This window comes from Arthrobacter sp. 2762, from assembly GCF_040548745.1.
In the GTDB taxonomy this organism is placed as follows: Bacteria; Actinomycetota; Actinomycetes; order Actinomycetales; family Micrococcaceae; genus Arthrobacter.
This window is the reverse complement of record NZ_JBEPSI010000002.1, coordinates 378012-391791: the sequence shown is the minus strand read 5'-3', so window position 1 is coordinate 391791 and position 13780 is coordinate 378012. Positions and strand designations below refer to the sequence as shown.

At 62.6% G+C, this 13780-nt stretch carries 14 protein-coding genes; 6 read left to right on the top strand and 8 right to left on the bottom strand.

Annotated elements, in window-relative coordinates; genetic code table 11:
* The first annotated feature begins 83 nt into the window (after positions 1 to 83).
* Both ABIE18_RS05740 and phoH2 read left to right on the top strand, forming a co-directional pair.
* Positions 84 to 890 carry an isoprenyl transferase gene (locus ABIE18_RS05740; protein WP_223948379.1) on the top strand — a complete coding sequence of 269 codons (807 nt, stop codon included), beginning with the start codon at positions 84 to 86 and terminating at the stop codon, positions 888 to 890.
* A gap of 263 nt (positions 891 to 1153) precedes the next feature.
* Positions 1154 to 2521, top strand: a complete 1368-nt coding sequence (gene phoH2, locus ABIE18_RS05735) for an RNA 5'-3' helicase PhoH2 (protein ID WP_499721875.1) — start codon at positions 1154 to 1156, stop codon at positions 2519 to 2521.
* Positions 2522 to 2632: 111 nt separating this feature from the next.
* Here the strand turns inward: phoH2 and ABIE18_RS05730 are convergent, their stop codons facing one another.
* On the bottom strand, positions 2633 to 3277 hold the full coding sequence (locus ABIE18_RS05730; RefSeq protein ID WP_499721699.1) for a GNAT family N-acetyltransferase: 645 nt from the start codon (positions 3275 to 3277) through the stop codon (positions 2633 to 2635).
* A gap of 73 nt (positions 3278 to 3350) precedes the next feature.
* A complete protein-coding gene (locus tag ABIE18_RS05725) occupies positions 3351 to 4169 on the bottom strand; it encodes a hypothetical protein (protein WP_499721698.1) in 819 nt (272 codons plus the stop codon).
* 62 nt (positions 4170 to 4231) lie between these two features.
* Between ABIE18_RS05725 and ABIE18_RS05720 the strand changes: the two genes are divergently transcribed.
* The 3 genes from ABIE18_RS05720 to ABIE18_RS05710 all read left to right on the top strand — a co-directional run bounded on the left by ABIE18_RS05720 (position 4232) and on the right by ABIE18_RS05710 (position 5516).
* The gene (locus ABIE18_RS05720; RefSeq protein WP_477515220.1) at positions 4232 to 4783 is read left to right on the top strand and encodes a prepilin peptidase; all 552 of its coding nucleotides are present in this window, start codon (positions 4232 to 4234) and stop codon (positions 4781 to 4783) included.
* Between the two features lie 102 nt (positions 4784 to 4885).
* Complete coding sequence (locus ABIE18_RS05715) at positions 4886 to 5035, top strand: hypothetical protein (protein WP_499721697.1); 150 nt, start codon at positions 4886 to 4888, stop codon at positions 5033 to 5035.
* Positions 5036 to 5039: 4 nt separating this feature from the next.
* Positions 5040 to 5516: an NUDIX hydrolase gene (locus ABIE18_RS05710; RefSeq protein ID WP_499721696.1), complete on the top strand. Its 477-nt coding sequence runs from the start codon at positions 5040 to 5042 to the stop codon at positions 5514 to 5516.
* Positions 5517 to 5644: 128 nt separating this feature from the next.
* Here the strand turns inward: ABIE18_RS05710 and ABIE18_RS05705 are convergent, their stop codons facing one another.
* From ABIE18_RS05705 to ABIE18_RS05695, 3 genes are all read right to left on the bottom strand, one after another.
* Entirely contained in the window at positions 5645 to 7072 is a 1428-nt protein-coding gene (locus ABIE18_RS05705) for a class II fumarate hydratase (RefSeq protein ID WP_499721695.1), read from the bottom strand.
* Between the two features lie 87 nt (positions 7073 to 7159).
* Positions 7160 to 7774: a carbonic anhydrase gene (locus tag ABIE18_RS05700; RefSeq protein WP_477515215.1), complete on the bottom strand. Its 615-nt coding sequence runs from the start codon at positions 7772 to 7774 to the stop codon at positions 7160 to 7162.
* 56 nt (positions 7775 to 7830) lie between these two features.
* Entirely contained in the window at positions 7831 to 8514 is a 684-nt protein-coding gene (locus tag ABIE18_RS05695) for a DUF4245 domain-containing protein (protein WP_499721694.1), read from the bottom strand.
* 200 nt (positions 8515 to 8714) lie between these two features.
* Between ABIE18_RS05695 and glpX the strand changes: the two genes are divergently transcribed.
* Positions 8715 to 9737, top strand: a complete 1023-nt coding sequence (gene glpX / locus ABIE18_RS05690; RefSeq protein ID WP_477515365.1) for a class II fructose-bisphosphatase — start codon at positions 8715 to 8717, stop codon at positions 9735 to 9737.
* Between the two features lie 157 nt (positions 9738 to 9894).
* On the opposite strand, the gene ABIE18_RS05685 is transcribed toward glpX, so the two are convergent.
* Genes ABIE18_RS05685 through ABIE18_RS05675 form a run of 3 tightly spaced genes read right to left on the bottom strand, consistent with a single transcriptional unit; the run spans position 9895 to position 13776 of the window.
* Positions 9895 to 10830: a lipid II:glycine glycyltransferase FemX gene (locus ABIE18_RS05685; protein WP_499721874.1), complete on the bottom strand. Its 936-nt coding sequence runs from the start codon at positions 10828 to 10830 to the stop codon at positions 9895 to 9897.
* Positions 10831 to 10832: 2 nt separating this feature from the next.
* Positions 10833 to 12083, bottom strand: a complete 1251-nt coding sequence (gene manA, locus ABIE18_RS05680) for a mannose-6-phosphate isomerase, class I (RefSeq protein WP_499721693.1) — start codon at positions 12081 to 12083, stop codon at positions 10833 to 10835.
* Between the two features lie 52 nt (positions 12084 to 12135).
* The gene (locus ABIE18_RS05675; RefSeq protein WP_499721692.1) at positions 12136 to 13776 is read right to left on the bottom strand and encodes an LCP family protein; all 1641 of its coding nucleotides are present in this window, start codon (positions 13774 to 13776) and stop codon (positions 12136 to 12138) included.
* Positions 13777 to 13780 lie beyond the last annotated feature (4 nt).

The following is a 13780-nucleotide window of genomic DNA, read 5'->3' as shown; positions in this document are numbered from 1 at the left end:
TAAGTTACTGATCAGTAACCCTCTCTGGATGTGAATGCGACCCAGCCCTGCACCTGCGAGGCAGCTCGGGAAGGTAGCCTTGGATGTGCGCCGTCGTCGTAAGAGCAAGGAAGTCAGGTGAGAGTCCGGTGGAGCTGCCCGGTTTCCTCTATGGCTTCTACGAGCGCCAACTCCTTCGCTCGCTGAAGCAGGACCGCATCCCCAGGCACATCGGTGTCATGGTGGATGGCAACCGCAGGTGGGCCCGCCAGTTCAACGCGCCAACCAGCCAGGGACACCAGGCAGGGGCGGACAAGATCCACGAGTTCCTTGGCTGGTGCCAGGAGCTTGGCGTCAAAGTAGTGACGCTGTACATGCTCTCCACGGACAACATGAACCGCTCCGGCGAAGAGCTTGACCTGCTCATGGGAATCATCGCCAACACCATGGACCGGCTGGATGAAAATGAGGATGTCTCCGTGCACGCCATGGGTGCGCCAGAGCTTCTGCCGGACTATCTGGCCGACCGTCTGAATAAGCTGACCGCCCGGACCCCTGTCCATGAAAAAATCCATGTGAACGTGGCAGTCGGCTATGGCGGGCGGCGTGAAATCGTCGACGCCGTTAAGGAACTCCTCCGCGACGCCGTCGCCAAGGGGCGGACCATGTCCGACGTCGCAGATGAACTTTCGGTGGATGACATCTCGAGGTTCCTTTACACGCGCGGCCAGCCGGATCCAGACCTCGTCATCCGCACCTCCGGTGAGCAGCGGCTCTCCGGATTCCTGATGTGGCAGAGCGCCTACAGCGAGTTCTACTTCTGCGAAGCCCTCTGGCCGGCATTCCGCAAGGTTGATTTCCTGCGGGCGCTCCGGGACTACGCCGGACGCCAGCGCCGCTTCGGCTCCTAGGTGCGCTTCGGTTAACCAGGAATTAATCAGCTGGCAATGCGACTTGCCGACGCAGGTTTCGGAATTTTCTGTGAGTGGGATTACGTTAATCCCATCAGCAGGCAAAACCGCCCGCTGATCGGGGAGGCCAGTAGATGGAGCGAACTATCGCACCAGTTACATGGGAGGCCACGCCCGGCCTTCCGGCCGAGCCGCTTCACCATTAGGCCGGGCGACCGCCCGGGGCTGGAGTCGATGTGGCTATTTCTGAGCAACTGCCCACAATGGTTTCTGACGGGGAAAGTGCAGCTACCTCTCGCGCCAAACGGGTTTCATCGGGGGAACGGACAGCATCGTCTGCAGTGGGCCGCAGCTATGTGATCGATACATCCGTCTTGCTCTCAGACCCGCACGCACTGCTGCGTTTCGCTGAGCACGAAGTCATCGTCCCGATCGTGGTCATCAGCGAACTGGAAGGCAAACGCCACGATCCCGAACTAGGGTATTTTGCCCGCAAAGCCCTGCGGCTCCTGGATGACCTCCGAATCGAACATGGCGGACTGGACCACGCGATACCCATTGGCGCCGATGGAGGCATGCTCCGGGTGGAGATGAACCACATTTCCACGGAGGTCCTTCCCGCAGGCTTCCGGGGCGGGGACAACGACAGCCGCATCCTGGCCGTAGCCAAGAACCTGGCAAACGAGGGCCACAACGTCACCGTGGTGTCCAAGGACCTTCCCATGCGCGTCAAAGCGTCCGCCATGGGATTACACGCAGACGAATACCGCAACGAACTCGTCAAGGATTCAGGCTGGACCGGCATGGCCGAAGTGGAAGCCGGTGAAGAGGAAATCACCACACTTTACGGCCACGAACCCGTTTTCATCCCGGCCGCCGCGGAACTTCCCGTGAACACCGGACTTGTCCTCCTGTCCAACCGTGGCTCGGCGCTCGGCCGGGTAGGGGCCGACAAACAGGTCCGCCTCGTCAAGGGTGACCGTGATGTCTTCGGGCTCCACGGCCGTTCGGCGGAACAACGGCTCGCCATCGACCTCCTCATGGATCCCGCAGTGGGCATTGTCTCCATCGGCGGGCGGGCCGGCACCGGCAAATCCGCACTGGCACTCTGTGCGGGCCTCGAAGCCGTCCTGGAGCGGCGCGAACACCGCAAGGTGGTCGTCTTCCGACCCCTCTACGCCGTAGGCGGCCAGGAACTGGGATACCTCCCAGGGTCTGAATCGGAAAAGATGAACCCTTGGGCGCAGGCCGTTTTCGACACCCTCGGTGCATTGGTCAGCCAGGAAGTCGTGGAAGAAGTCATGGACCGCGGAATGCTCGAAGTCCTGCCGCTCACCCACATCCGCGGACGCTCACTGCACGATGCCTTCGTCATCGTGGACGAGGCACAGTCCTTGGAGAAGAACGTCCTCTTGACCGTGATGAGCCGCATCGGCCAGAACTCCAAGATCGTTCTCACCCATGACGTCGCCCAGCGCGACAACCTCCGTGTCGGCCGGCACGACGGCGTGGCCGCCGTCGTCGAGACCCTCAAAGGCCATCCGCTGTTTGGCCACATCACCCTCACCAGGTCCGAGAGATCGCCGATTGCGGCTTTGGTGACGGAGCTGCTCGAAGGGGCTGAAATCTAAGCCCATCCACTAGGTGCCGTACTGGCGAAGGCCAGGCATCCTCTGTGTGCTAGCTCGTTCCTCGCTTTTTACGCACGCTGCCGGATGCCTGGCCTTAGCCTTCGTTCCACGTCACAGGCCCAGGTATGTTTTCAGCTCTTCGTGGCCTTGGACTTTGAGGGTCCAGTTGGGGCGGTTGAAGGTTTCCGGGGTGAGGCGGACTCTTTGGACTTCCCGGGCTGTGTCTCCCCAGACGTCCTTGTAGACTCCGTTGCGTTCGTAGCCGAGGCTCAGGGAGACGCCCAAGGATTGCTTGTTCCATGAGGCCGCTTCGGATTCGGCCACTTCCGCCTTCAGGTAGTCGAACGCGTAGCTGACGACGGCGGCACGCATCTCCTTGCCGATGCCTTGCCCTTGCGCGGCCTGCTTGAGCCAGGAGCCCGTGCTAACCGTCCGTAGTTTGGCGAAGTTCTTGGCGCCGATGTCCTGGACGCCCAGGAGGTCCTCGTTGTGCCAGATTCCGAGGAGAAGGGTCCAGGAGTCAGGTGTGAATCCGGCCCTGCAGCGCCAGTACCACTGAGCCATGTTGGGGGCGAGCTCGTCGTCGGGGAGTTCCGTCCACGGGGTGCTGAAAGGGCTCTTGCCGGGCTCGTGGACGCCGGATCGGGCTGCCGCGACGGCAGCCGGGATATCGGCGTCGAGAACTGGACGGAGGGTCAGTCGGGGAGTCGTGAGCGTGAGTCCGAAGGGCGGCCAGATTTCCGCGAGCGTGGTCATCGGTGCAGCTTAGCCCGGCTGTCGAGGGCATGCGAGTCACAGGGCTGGTGACAGCCTTGATGGATCGGGGATGTCAGGCCGCTGGGCCGATGTCCCAGGAGATATGGCGCCGAACGTCCGTAAGGTTCATTGACTCGGCAAGGAAAAGATCGTCCAGCATGTATTCGTCGACGGCCAGGATCTTCAGCCAATGACCCTTGCCGGACGTATCGCCGTCCAGGCTTTGACTGGCGACGCAGACGCCGGTCGCTGCATCCACCCGGATCAGGGTACGCCCCGGATGGGCCAAAGGTTGGGAAGGATCCAAGGGCACGTAGGTCCGGCCACGGGTGACCACTGTTTCCAAGGCCAACCGTCCCTCATGGTCTACTTCCCGGGGCTCTTCCAGGGACACGGGATTGGAATCCGGGAACTCCAGCGGGACGGGCGCATTGCCGGCAAGTTCCACCGGATCCAGGGCTGCAGCCAGCCGTCCGTTGCCAAAGGACGGTTCACCGTATGCCGCCTCTGGACGCCTGCGGACCAAGCCAGCGCCATCATAGACCGGAGTCACCAGGTGTGCAGGAAGCAACCATGAGCGTCGCGTGGCACTGACGTAGAGGTCGTCCCGGGAATCGTTGATGCCCGTGGTGCTGTGCAGCAGCTTTCCGTCAGGAGTCTCCAGCCGCAGGGCACCAGGCCGCCTGAGCCATGCAAGGACCAGATTGGCGCCGGTCCCAGGCCTTTCGAGGTATTCGAAACGGAGACTCGTCCACTTCCACGGAGAGGAACGGCACAGATTGCGGAATGTGGAGGACAAGTCCTGCGCCTGCCCGCCATGCCCGTTAGCCGGTGCAAAACCAGACCCGAAGTCCGGTCCAAAACCTGATCCACCTGCACTGTAGCGCGCCATATCCACAGTTTACCTACGCGTTCAACCCGGCCCCTGGACCAATTCGGGATAGCATCTGCAGGGTGATCCGACGACTCGCCGACCTCTGGGACGCCAGCCCGCTGGGCTTCTGGCTGGTGGTTCTTGCGTGCGCGTACTTCCTGGTGATGGCGGTGCGCCTGACCATTATTGATATCCGGAGCCATCTGCTGCCGAACCGGATCGTCTTTCCGTCTTATGCGGTGGGCGGGGTCCTGCTGCTGGGCGCTGCGGTTCTGGTGTTTGTTGGCGTCTCCGGTGCCGCGGAAGGGCTGGATGCCTCGCTGTTCGGTATACCTGGGCTCGGAGTGCTGGCCGGTGGCGGCGTGCTGTGGCTGTTCTACTTCCTGCTTCGCTTGGTTTATCCACCTGGTATGGGGTTCGGGGACGTGAAGCTGGCCGGAGTGCTTGGTCTCTACCTCGGCTACCTCGGGTGGGCCCATGTCTTCGCGGGCACCTTCGCTGCTTTCCTGCTCGGCGGGTTGTGGAGCCTGGTGATCCTCGTGTCCAGGCGCGGCACGCTGGGTTCGGCCATCCCGTTCGGGCCCTTCATGCTGGCAGGAGCCTTGGTGAGCATGGTGCTTTTGCCTGCTTGATCCTTCCAAGTCACGCCGCCGGGGCCAACTGCGGCCGAACTGCAACGCTTCCCGTATTCTGCGGGTTCACCGGGCTGCGGCATGCTTGGCCCAGATGGTTTGATGCGCTCAACACGCCTGGAGGGGGCTGCTGTGCAGCGGGACGTAGCGTGGCTCAGGGCACAACCGCTGCAGATCAGCTCGACGCATATCAACGGGGAGTGGGCCCTGCTGGTGGACTCACACGCCACGATCGAATTGAAGGAAAGCTAACGCCATGGGCGCACCGGAATTTATCCTCAAGCTTCGGGAGAAGATCGGGAATGACCCGCTGTGGTTGCCGGCGGTCAGGGGAGTGGTTTTCGACGACGATGGCCGGGTGCTGCTCTGCCAACGGGCGGACAATCACCACTGGACGGTGATCACCGGCATCCTTGAGCCAGGGGAGCATCCCGCTCCCGGGCTGGTCAGGGAAATCTTCGAGGAAACTGCGGTTGTGGCCGAAACTGAGCGGATCCTCGCCGTCGGGGTTGTAGGTCCGGTGACCTTTCCGAATGGCGACATCTGCGACTTCCTGGACATCACCTTCCGCTGCAGATATGTCTCCGGCGACGCTCAGGTAAACGATGATGAATCGATCGCCGTCGGCTGGTTTGGCCTGGATGAACTGCCTGACATGAGCGAGGGAAACCTTCAAGCCATCCGGCTTGCCACGGAGCCCGAAGGCCCCGTGGCGTACCAGGTGGAGGACTAAGCTATGTGGCGCCGGCGTCAGCCGGTGCCCGCCTGGGCTCCTGCCCATGGCCCGGGAACGCCAACGGCCGGCACCCTTTTCGAAGAAAGGTGCCGGCCGCCGTCGTGCTTTGGGTTTTAGGCCAAACGTCAGGCCTTGTGCGCCGGGGACGTCATGGTGGTGACGTCCAGGGCCTTGTCGAGTTCTGCCTCGGAGACCTTGCCTTCGCCTTCACCCACGAAGCCGAGCTTCTCGGTTGCCTGGCGGATGGTGAGGCCCTCCTTGACGGCGATCTTGGCAATCTTGGCGGCGTTCTCGTAGCCAATGAACTTGTTCAGCGGCGTCACGATGGACGGGGATGCCTCAGCCAGGAAGCGGGCGCGCTCCACGTTGGCGGTGATCCCGTCGATCATCTTGTCGGCCATCACGCGGCTGGTGTTGGCCAGCAGGCGGATGGACTCCAGGAGGTTGGCGGCCATGACGGGGATGCCTACGTTGAGTTCGAAGGCGCCGTTGGTGCCGGACCATGCGATCGCGGTGTCGTTGCCGATGACCTGGGCGCACACCATGATGGAGGCTTCGCAGATAACGGGGTTGACCTTGCCCGGCATGATCGAGGAGCCCGGCTGAAGGTCCGGGATGGCGATCTCGCCGAGGCCCGTGTTGGGGCCGGACCCCATCCAGCGGAGGTCGTTGTTGATCTTCATGAAGGAGATCGCGATGTTGCGCAGCTGGCTGGAGCCCTCGATGAGGCCGTCGCGGTTTGCCTGTGCTTCGAAGTGGTCGCGGGCCTCGGTCAGCGGCAGGCCGGTGTCGGCTGCGAGTAGTTCGATGACGCGCTCCGGGAAGCCGGCAGGAGTGTTGATGCCGGTGCCAACAGCGGTGCCACCAAGGGGGACCTCCGCGACGCGGGGGAGGGCTGCGTTGATGCGCTCGATGCCGTAACGGACCTGGGCGGCGTAGCCACCGAACTCCTGGCCGAGCATGACCGGCGTGGCATCCATGAGGTGCGTGCGGCCGGACTTGACGACGTCCTTGAACTCCTCGGCCTTGCGGTCCAGGGATGCTGCCAGGTATTCCAGGGCCGGGATCAGGTCATTGATCAGGGCAGAGGTGGCGGCAACGTGGACGGACGTCGGGAACACATCGTTGGAGGACTGCGAAGCGTTCACGTGGTCGTTGGGGTGGACCACCTTGTCGCTGCCCGCAGCTGCGAGGGCACGCGAAGCGAGCTCTGCGATGACCTCGTTGGTGTTCATGTTGGAGGAAGTGCCCGAGCCGGTCTGGAAGACGTCAATCGGGAAGTCGCCATCGTACTTGCCGGTGGCTACCTCATCGGCAGCTGCGGCGATGGCCTCGGCGAGCTCACCATCGAGCACCCCCAGTTCGGCGTTCGCCAGTGCAGCGGCCTTCTTGACGCGTGCAAGGGCTTCGATGTGAGTGCGCTCAAGCGTCTTGCCGGAGATGGGGAAGTTCTCCACAGCACGCTGCGTCTGGGCGCGGTACAGGGCGTTCACGGGGACGCGAACTTCGCCCATCGTGTCATGTTCAATACGGAACTCAGTGGTGGAAGTCATGGGGCTAGCTTAGGGCGATTGGGTCCCGCATCGAAAACCCGGAAGGGAGTGCTACGTGCTCCGGCGCGGAGGCCGGAGCACGGGCCACTAAAGCTTGCCGATCCCGGAAACGAGGGCCGCACGGCCTTCATCGAGCTTGTAGGACAAGCCCACTACAGCCACGCGGCCGTCGTCGATGGCGTCCGAAATCACACGTGAGCTGTCGGCCAGCCTTGCTGAGGTTTGCTTGACGTGCTCCACCACCATGTCGTTGACGTCTTCCTGTTCATTGCGCAGGGAAGTCAGAACGGACGGGGTGATGCGTTCCACGAGGTCGCGGATGAACCCCACGGGCATCTCGCCGGTTTCCACGGCGGCCTTGGTAGCCTTCACGGCTCCGCAGCTGTCATGGCCAAGGATGACGATCAGTGGAACGCGGAGCTCGGCAATGCTGTATTCAAGGGAACCGAGGACGGCGTCGTCGATCACCTGTCCGGCGGTGCGCACCACAAAGGCGTCGCCCAAGCCGAGATCGAAGATGATCTCTGCGGCGAGGCGGGAGTCGGAGCAGCCAAAGATGACCGCGAAAGGGTTCTGGTTCTCGATGAGTGATGAGCGCCGGGACGCATCCTGGTTGGGATGCAGGGATTCACCGGCAACAAAACGTTCGTTGCCCTCTTGGAGGCGGCGCCAGGCAAGGGCGGGAGTCAGATAAGTAGGCACCTGATTACTTTACGGCCCGGAGGTGGCGGCCCGTAAAACTGTTGCGCTGCGTGTGCTTATGAGGACGGCGCTGCAGATGCGGAAGCTGCAGCGGCCTGGTCCGCGGACTTAACCACCGCGGCGGCGAGTGCGGCGAACTCTTCAAGGTTCGCCGTGCCGCTCAGGATGATGGTGGTTCCGCGGTAGTCGAGCACCATGCTGCGCTTGTCCTTGCCGGAATCGTGGAGCTCCCAATCCTGGCCACCGGCGTTACGGGTGCCGGTGAGGGGCAGGTTACCTGTCTGCTGCAGAACCCACGTGGGATTCGCCTTGGTGGTCTGGGTGAGGCCGATGAAGGCCTCCTTGGGAGTCAGGTAACCAACTTCCCACGTGGGCACGCCGGTTCCCGAGCCGGATTCCCAGCGGGCGTAGTTCGGCTTGAATGTGTCGCCGGTTTCCGGCGTGACGGGTGTGAATCCCGCCACATCGGCAGCGTTGCGGGCTATGGAAGCAACGTCAACCGCGGGCCGAAAGCCCTCGCCCTTCGGTGCAGGGTTCATCAACACAATAGGAAGGAATGCGAGGACACACAGCACCAGGGCAATGATCATGCCAATGACGGACGCGTTGGCCCGCTTGGCGGCTTTTGCCGGAATGACGGGTTTATAAGGGGCATCCACGGCGTCCGGGGCGCTGTTGGGGGTTGCCTCCGCGGCCTTGGGCTGGTTGCCGGCAGCGGGCTTGTCCTGCGTTTCACTCACACCTCCATAGTCCCTCATCCCGGCTGTGAACACACAACCGGGAACCTCACCGCAGGAATTGCCGGCCGTGGTCATCCAGCGACTCCAAAGGCATGCGGCGACTATGATCGTTCATAGAGGGACCCCAGGTTGCCTCGTGCAACCGTGTCCGGTCCCGTGAATCGTCACTCGAAGAAGAGGTTCAAGTGTCTCCTGCACCAATGACCCAGCAGTATTCCACGATTTCGCCGTCGCTCGCCGTCGGCCTCGACGAACCCGACCGCAACCTTGCGCTTGAACTCGTCCGCGTCACCGAAGCCGCGGCAATTGCCGGTGGCCACTGGGTAGGTTTCGGCGACAAGAACAAGGCAGACGGCGCCGCCGTCGACGCCATGCGTTCGTTCCTTCACACCGTCCACTTCAATGGCGTTGTGGTCATCGGTGAAGGCGAAAAAGACGAAGCCCCCATGCTGTTCAACGGCGAGCAGGTTGGTGACGGCACCGGTCCCGAGTGCGACGTCGCCGTGGACCCCATCGACGGAACCCGCCTGACCGCCCTCGGCATCAACAACGCGCTTGCCGTCCTGGCAGTGGCCGAACGCGGCTCCATGTTCGATCCCTCCGCGGTCTTCTACATGGAAAAGCTGGTCACAGGCCCTGAAGCTGCCGACATGGTTGACCTGCGCCTGCCCGTGAAGCAGAACCTGCACCTGATCGCCAAGGCCAAGGGTGTCAAGGTCAACCAGCTCAACGTCATGATCCTGGACCGTGACCGGCACCGCCCGCTCGTGGAAGAAATCCGCGAAGCCGGTGCACGCACCAAGTTCATCATGGACGGCGACGTCGCAGGTGCCATCGCCGCAGCCCGGTCCGGAACCGGCGTGGACGCACTGATGGGCATCGGTGGAACCCCCGAAGGCATCGTTGCCGCCTGCGCCATCAAGTCCCTCGGCGGTGTTATCCAGGGCCGCCTGTGGCCCACCTCGGATGATGAAAAGCAGAAAGCGATCGACGCCGGACACGACCTCGACCGCGTTCTCTCCACCAACGACCTCGTCACCTCGGACAACTGCTACTTCGCAGCCACCGGCATCACCGACGGCGACCTCCTCCACGGCGTTCGCTACCAGAAGGACCGCGTACTGACGCAGTCCATCGTGATGCGTTCCAAGTCCGGCACAGTTCGCTTCGTTGATGCTGAGCACCACGCATCCAAGTGGGAGACGTACGCGCGCAAGCCGTAACCTTCCCATGCTGTCGCGTCTTTGACGCGAAAGGCGCCCCATCGCTCTGCGGCTATCTCCTCGTACCTCGTCGATTTGATGCCGCTCCCGCGATGGGGCGCTTTTCGCTATCCGGAGGCGTTAGTGCCGCGGCTTCCGGCTTCGCGCTGTTGTGGGATCAGCGGAGTTTGTCGCGGAGCTTTCGGGCTAGTTGGTAGGCGCCGTAGCGGAGTTTGTTCACTGGGAGGTCCCAGGTGCCGGGGTAGGCTACTTCGCGGCCTCCGAAGGACTTCTTGAAGGACGTGAAGCCTGCCCACTTATGGTCCGGCTGGTCTTCAGGGGCCACGCCCCAGAGGTCCACATGCTTCAGGCCTTTTTCCTTGGCATCTGCCATGAGGTTGACCAGGAGCGGAATACCGGCGCTGAGCTTGCGGTGGGTGTCATCCAGTGCGGCATGGGCATAAGTGCGGGTGTCCGAGGAATCGTAGGTGAACGCGGCAGCGATCGGCTCACCCTCGAGTTCGGCTATGAACAGCGTTCCTGCGCCGGACGGCAGCAAACATTCAGCCACCTGGGTAAGGTACTCATCGCTTTGTGGCTTGAAGCCGTTGCGTGCTGCCGTCAGGTGGAGGAAATGCAGGAGAATTTTGATGTCCGCAGGATCCTGGGATGCCCGGAACGTCACGCCCTTCTTGTGGATGTTCCGGTAGAGGTTCCGGTTGGTCGGCTTCATTCCGGCAAGGACGTCCTTGAAATCGCCCTCAAGGTCCACGATCCAGCTCAACTCCGGCTGGAGGTTGACGGGCGCTGGCTGCAGGCCGCGGGAACGGAGGAGCGCATCGGCCTCGGATGCTGTGAAGCCTGCTGATACAGGTTCCATGCGGACGAAGACAGCACGTTCCTTCTTCGCCAATTCCACCAAGGCCGCCGTCGCGGCGTCGAAGGCGTCCACGGACTTTGCCATGGGCCCATAGGGGGCGTAGATGACTTTGCCCGCCGGGTTCTTTTCCTCTATCGCGAGGAAGCTCCATCCGGGACCTGACTGCTCATGGACCCGGCGGCCGAGCGAGCGCTGGACGTCAGCCCAAGCGGGCGTCTGCAGAAAGAAGTCCACGCTCACTTACCCAGTCCTGTTGTCACGGCGAAGGCAATACTCGTATCGGTGGCGCCCTGCACGGGATGAACATTCACCGGGTTCTCCACCTCAGGAATGAACGCGGCACCGCCCCGCTGCAGCGGGAGGTCGCTCTTGGGCGAGTCGAGCACCACGGAACCGGCAACAACCACGACGACGGCGGGACCGGACTGTGCCAGCGGCACGGGTTCGGCACCCGGGCCGAGTTCGATCCGCTGGAGTTGGAACTCCTTGAAGGGCGGGCGGTACAGTTCCTGGCCAAACTCCGTTCCGCTGGCCTCAACACGGGGCACGCCCAGCGATTCGAAGCGGATGGTCTTGATCAGTTCCGGGACGTCCACATGTTTGGGGGTGAGTCCGCCGCGCAGCACATTGTCCGAGGAAGCCATGACTTCCACGCCCAGGCCGTGAAGGTAGGCGTGGACGTTTCCGGCCGGCAGGTAGACGGCCTCGCCCGGCTGCAGGGAAAGATGGTTGAGGAGCAAGGAAATGAGCACACCAGGATCGCCGGGGAAAGCCTCATTGATTCCCAGCATTGCGGCCAGCGCCGCTTCGTGGGGCTCTTGGGGGGCACCTGCACGCAGGACGGCTTCTACCTCGAGAATGGCATCCGAGACGTCGCTCCCGCCCTCGATCAGGCGTGTGAAGGCAGCTTTCAGGGCTTCGGATTCGTTGGGAATGCCGAGGTCGGAAATTACGCCGCTGATGATTGCGGGGACCTCCACCGCGGCGGAATCCAAAACTGAGGCAAGGTGGGCAAAAACACTCTTGGCTGCTGCAGGGGAGCGGAACCCACACAATGCCCGGAACGGCGTGAGCGCAAAAATCATCTCCGGCTTGTGGTTGTCGTCCCGGTAGTTGCGTTCGGAGGAATCTGCGGGGATCCCGGCGGCATTCTCGCGGGCGAAGCCTTCGCGCGCTTGCTCCAAGCTAGGGTGCACCTGCAAAGAAAGTGGCTGCTCTGCGGCCAGAATCTTGGTGAGGAAGGGAAGCCGGGGCCCGAACTCGGCAAGGCTGTCGGTTCCCAAAAAGTGGGTAGGATCCGAGGCGATCAGGGCGTCGAGGGGTTGTGTGACCCCATTCGGGTGAATGGCTGTGGACGGGGAATCAGGGTGGGCGCCGATCCACATTTCTGCCTCCGGACCACCTGACGCCGGCCGCCCCAGCAAGCCGGCAATCGCCGTCGTCGAACCCCACGCGTAGGGTCGCAAAACATTCTCAATCTGATACACGAAGGAAAGTCCTTATCGTCGCGCTGAACGTGAGGTGGTGATGCTGCTGGTGCTACAGCGGGGCGCATTGCCCATTGGTTGCCACGAGATCCCGGATGCCTTGCTCGTCGCCCTGGGCCTTGAGGCCATTGAGCAGTTCTTCCGTGATGGGCGTACCATCCGGCGTGGTGGTCACCGGCGTGAAGTCCGAGGACGACGGCGAGGGCTGCTGGCCCGCGGGAATTCCGGCCGGGAAGCTGCCCTGGACCGGGCCCGCTGCCGCGACATGAGAGCCCGCATTGCCGTTGTTGGACACCATGGAGTCATCGGCCTTGGGGCTGTTCCGGGAGGTCAACAGTTCCTGGACCTTGGAGTGAATCAGGTCGAAGTCCGGCACGGTGGAGAACGAGGCATCGAAATCGGGAGGGCCAATAGTGAGGCGCTTGACCGGTTGGCTCTTGGACTTCAAGGCAAGGTCCACGAAGCTTCCGAGCTGCGCGGAGGAGATGTTGGATTCCACCACCTTGGTGCCTGCGTTGGCGATGTCCTCGAACTTGGTCAGCAGCGTGCCGGGGTCCAACTGCTTGAGCATGGCCTGCTGTACGCATTGCTGGCGTGCAATACGGGCGTAGTCGTCAACAAATTCACGGGAACGGCCATACCAAAGGGCGTGGAAGCCATCCAAGTGCTGGTCGCCGGCGGGAATCCAGCCATCGGGCATGCCGTGGATCCCGTTGGCCTCGTCAGTAACGGGACCACTGATGGGTACCCAGCCGCCAGCCTTGATGCGGATGCCGCCCATGGCATCGATGAGCTTGGCGAACCCGTCCATATCGACCAGCACATACGCCTGCACAGTGATACCCAGGGTCCCGGATACAGCCTCAAGGGTGGCCTGCGCACCAGGATCGGCAACCCCTGGGTACAGGTCCTTGTGGTTGTTGGTGACCTCGGTGTTAACGGCGTTGATGAGGCATTCATCGCCGCAGTTATAGCCATCGGGGTAGATCTTCCGCATAGGCGAGCCTTCGCTGAACTGTGCGTTCTGCAGGTTCCTGGGCACGGAAATGATGGCACTTTCACCGGTTTTGGCGTCGACGCTGATGACCGAAAGGCTGTCCGGACGCCTGCCCGTCCGGTCATCACCGGCGTCGCCTCCCATCATCAGGAAGTTGTAGCGACCATCCACGGGATCGATGGCAGGGCCGGCGTTGAAGATGCTGCCGATCGCGTTGCGGCTAACGTTCAAAACGTACGCAAGGTAGCCCAATGACCCGCTGGCCAGCACCGTTGTCATGGCAAGGACGACGGCAATGATGGGCCGCATCCCGGGTGCCAGCAGGTTGGGCCGGATGATCCGCAGGGTGTTCAGGAACAGGTAGGCCCAGCCCAAAGCCAGGGCAACGAGGACAACGATGATGAACAGCGATCCCACCGGATGGGTGACGATGCTGAGCAGCATGCTCCGGTTCACCAACGCAATCAAGAGCGTCAGCAAAGCCAGCGCCCACACAGTGAGGGTGATGCGCAGGGCGAGGCGGCCCAGCTTGCGGTCACCTGCCACGATCTGGGCGCTGCCGGGGATGAAGAGCGTGAGGAGGACCAGCACGAAGGCGCGTTTGGTCCGCACCGGGGCGCTGGCCCCGGATGGATAGCGGACTGGATCAGTCAGGGCGGTGCCGGACTGATTCTGGTTCTTGTGCATGGTGGTCATCCGC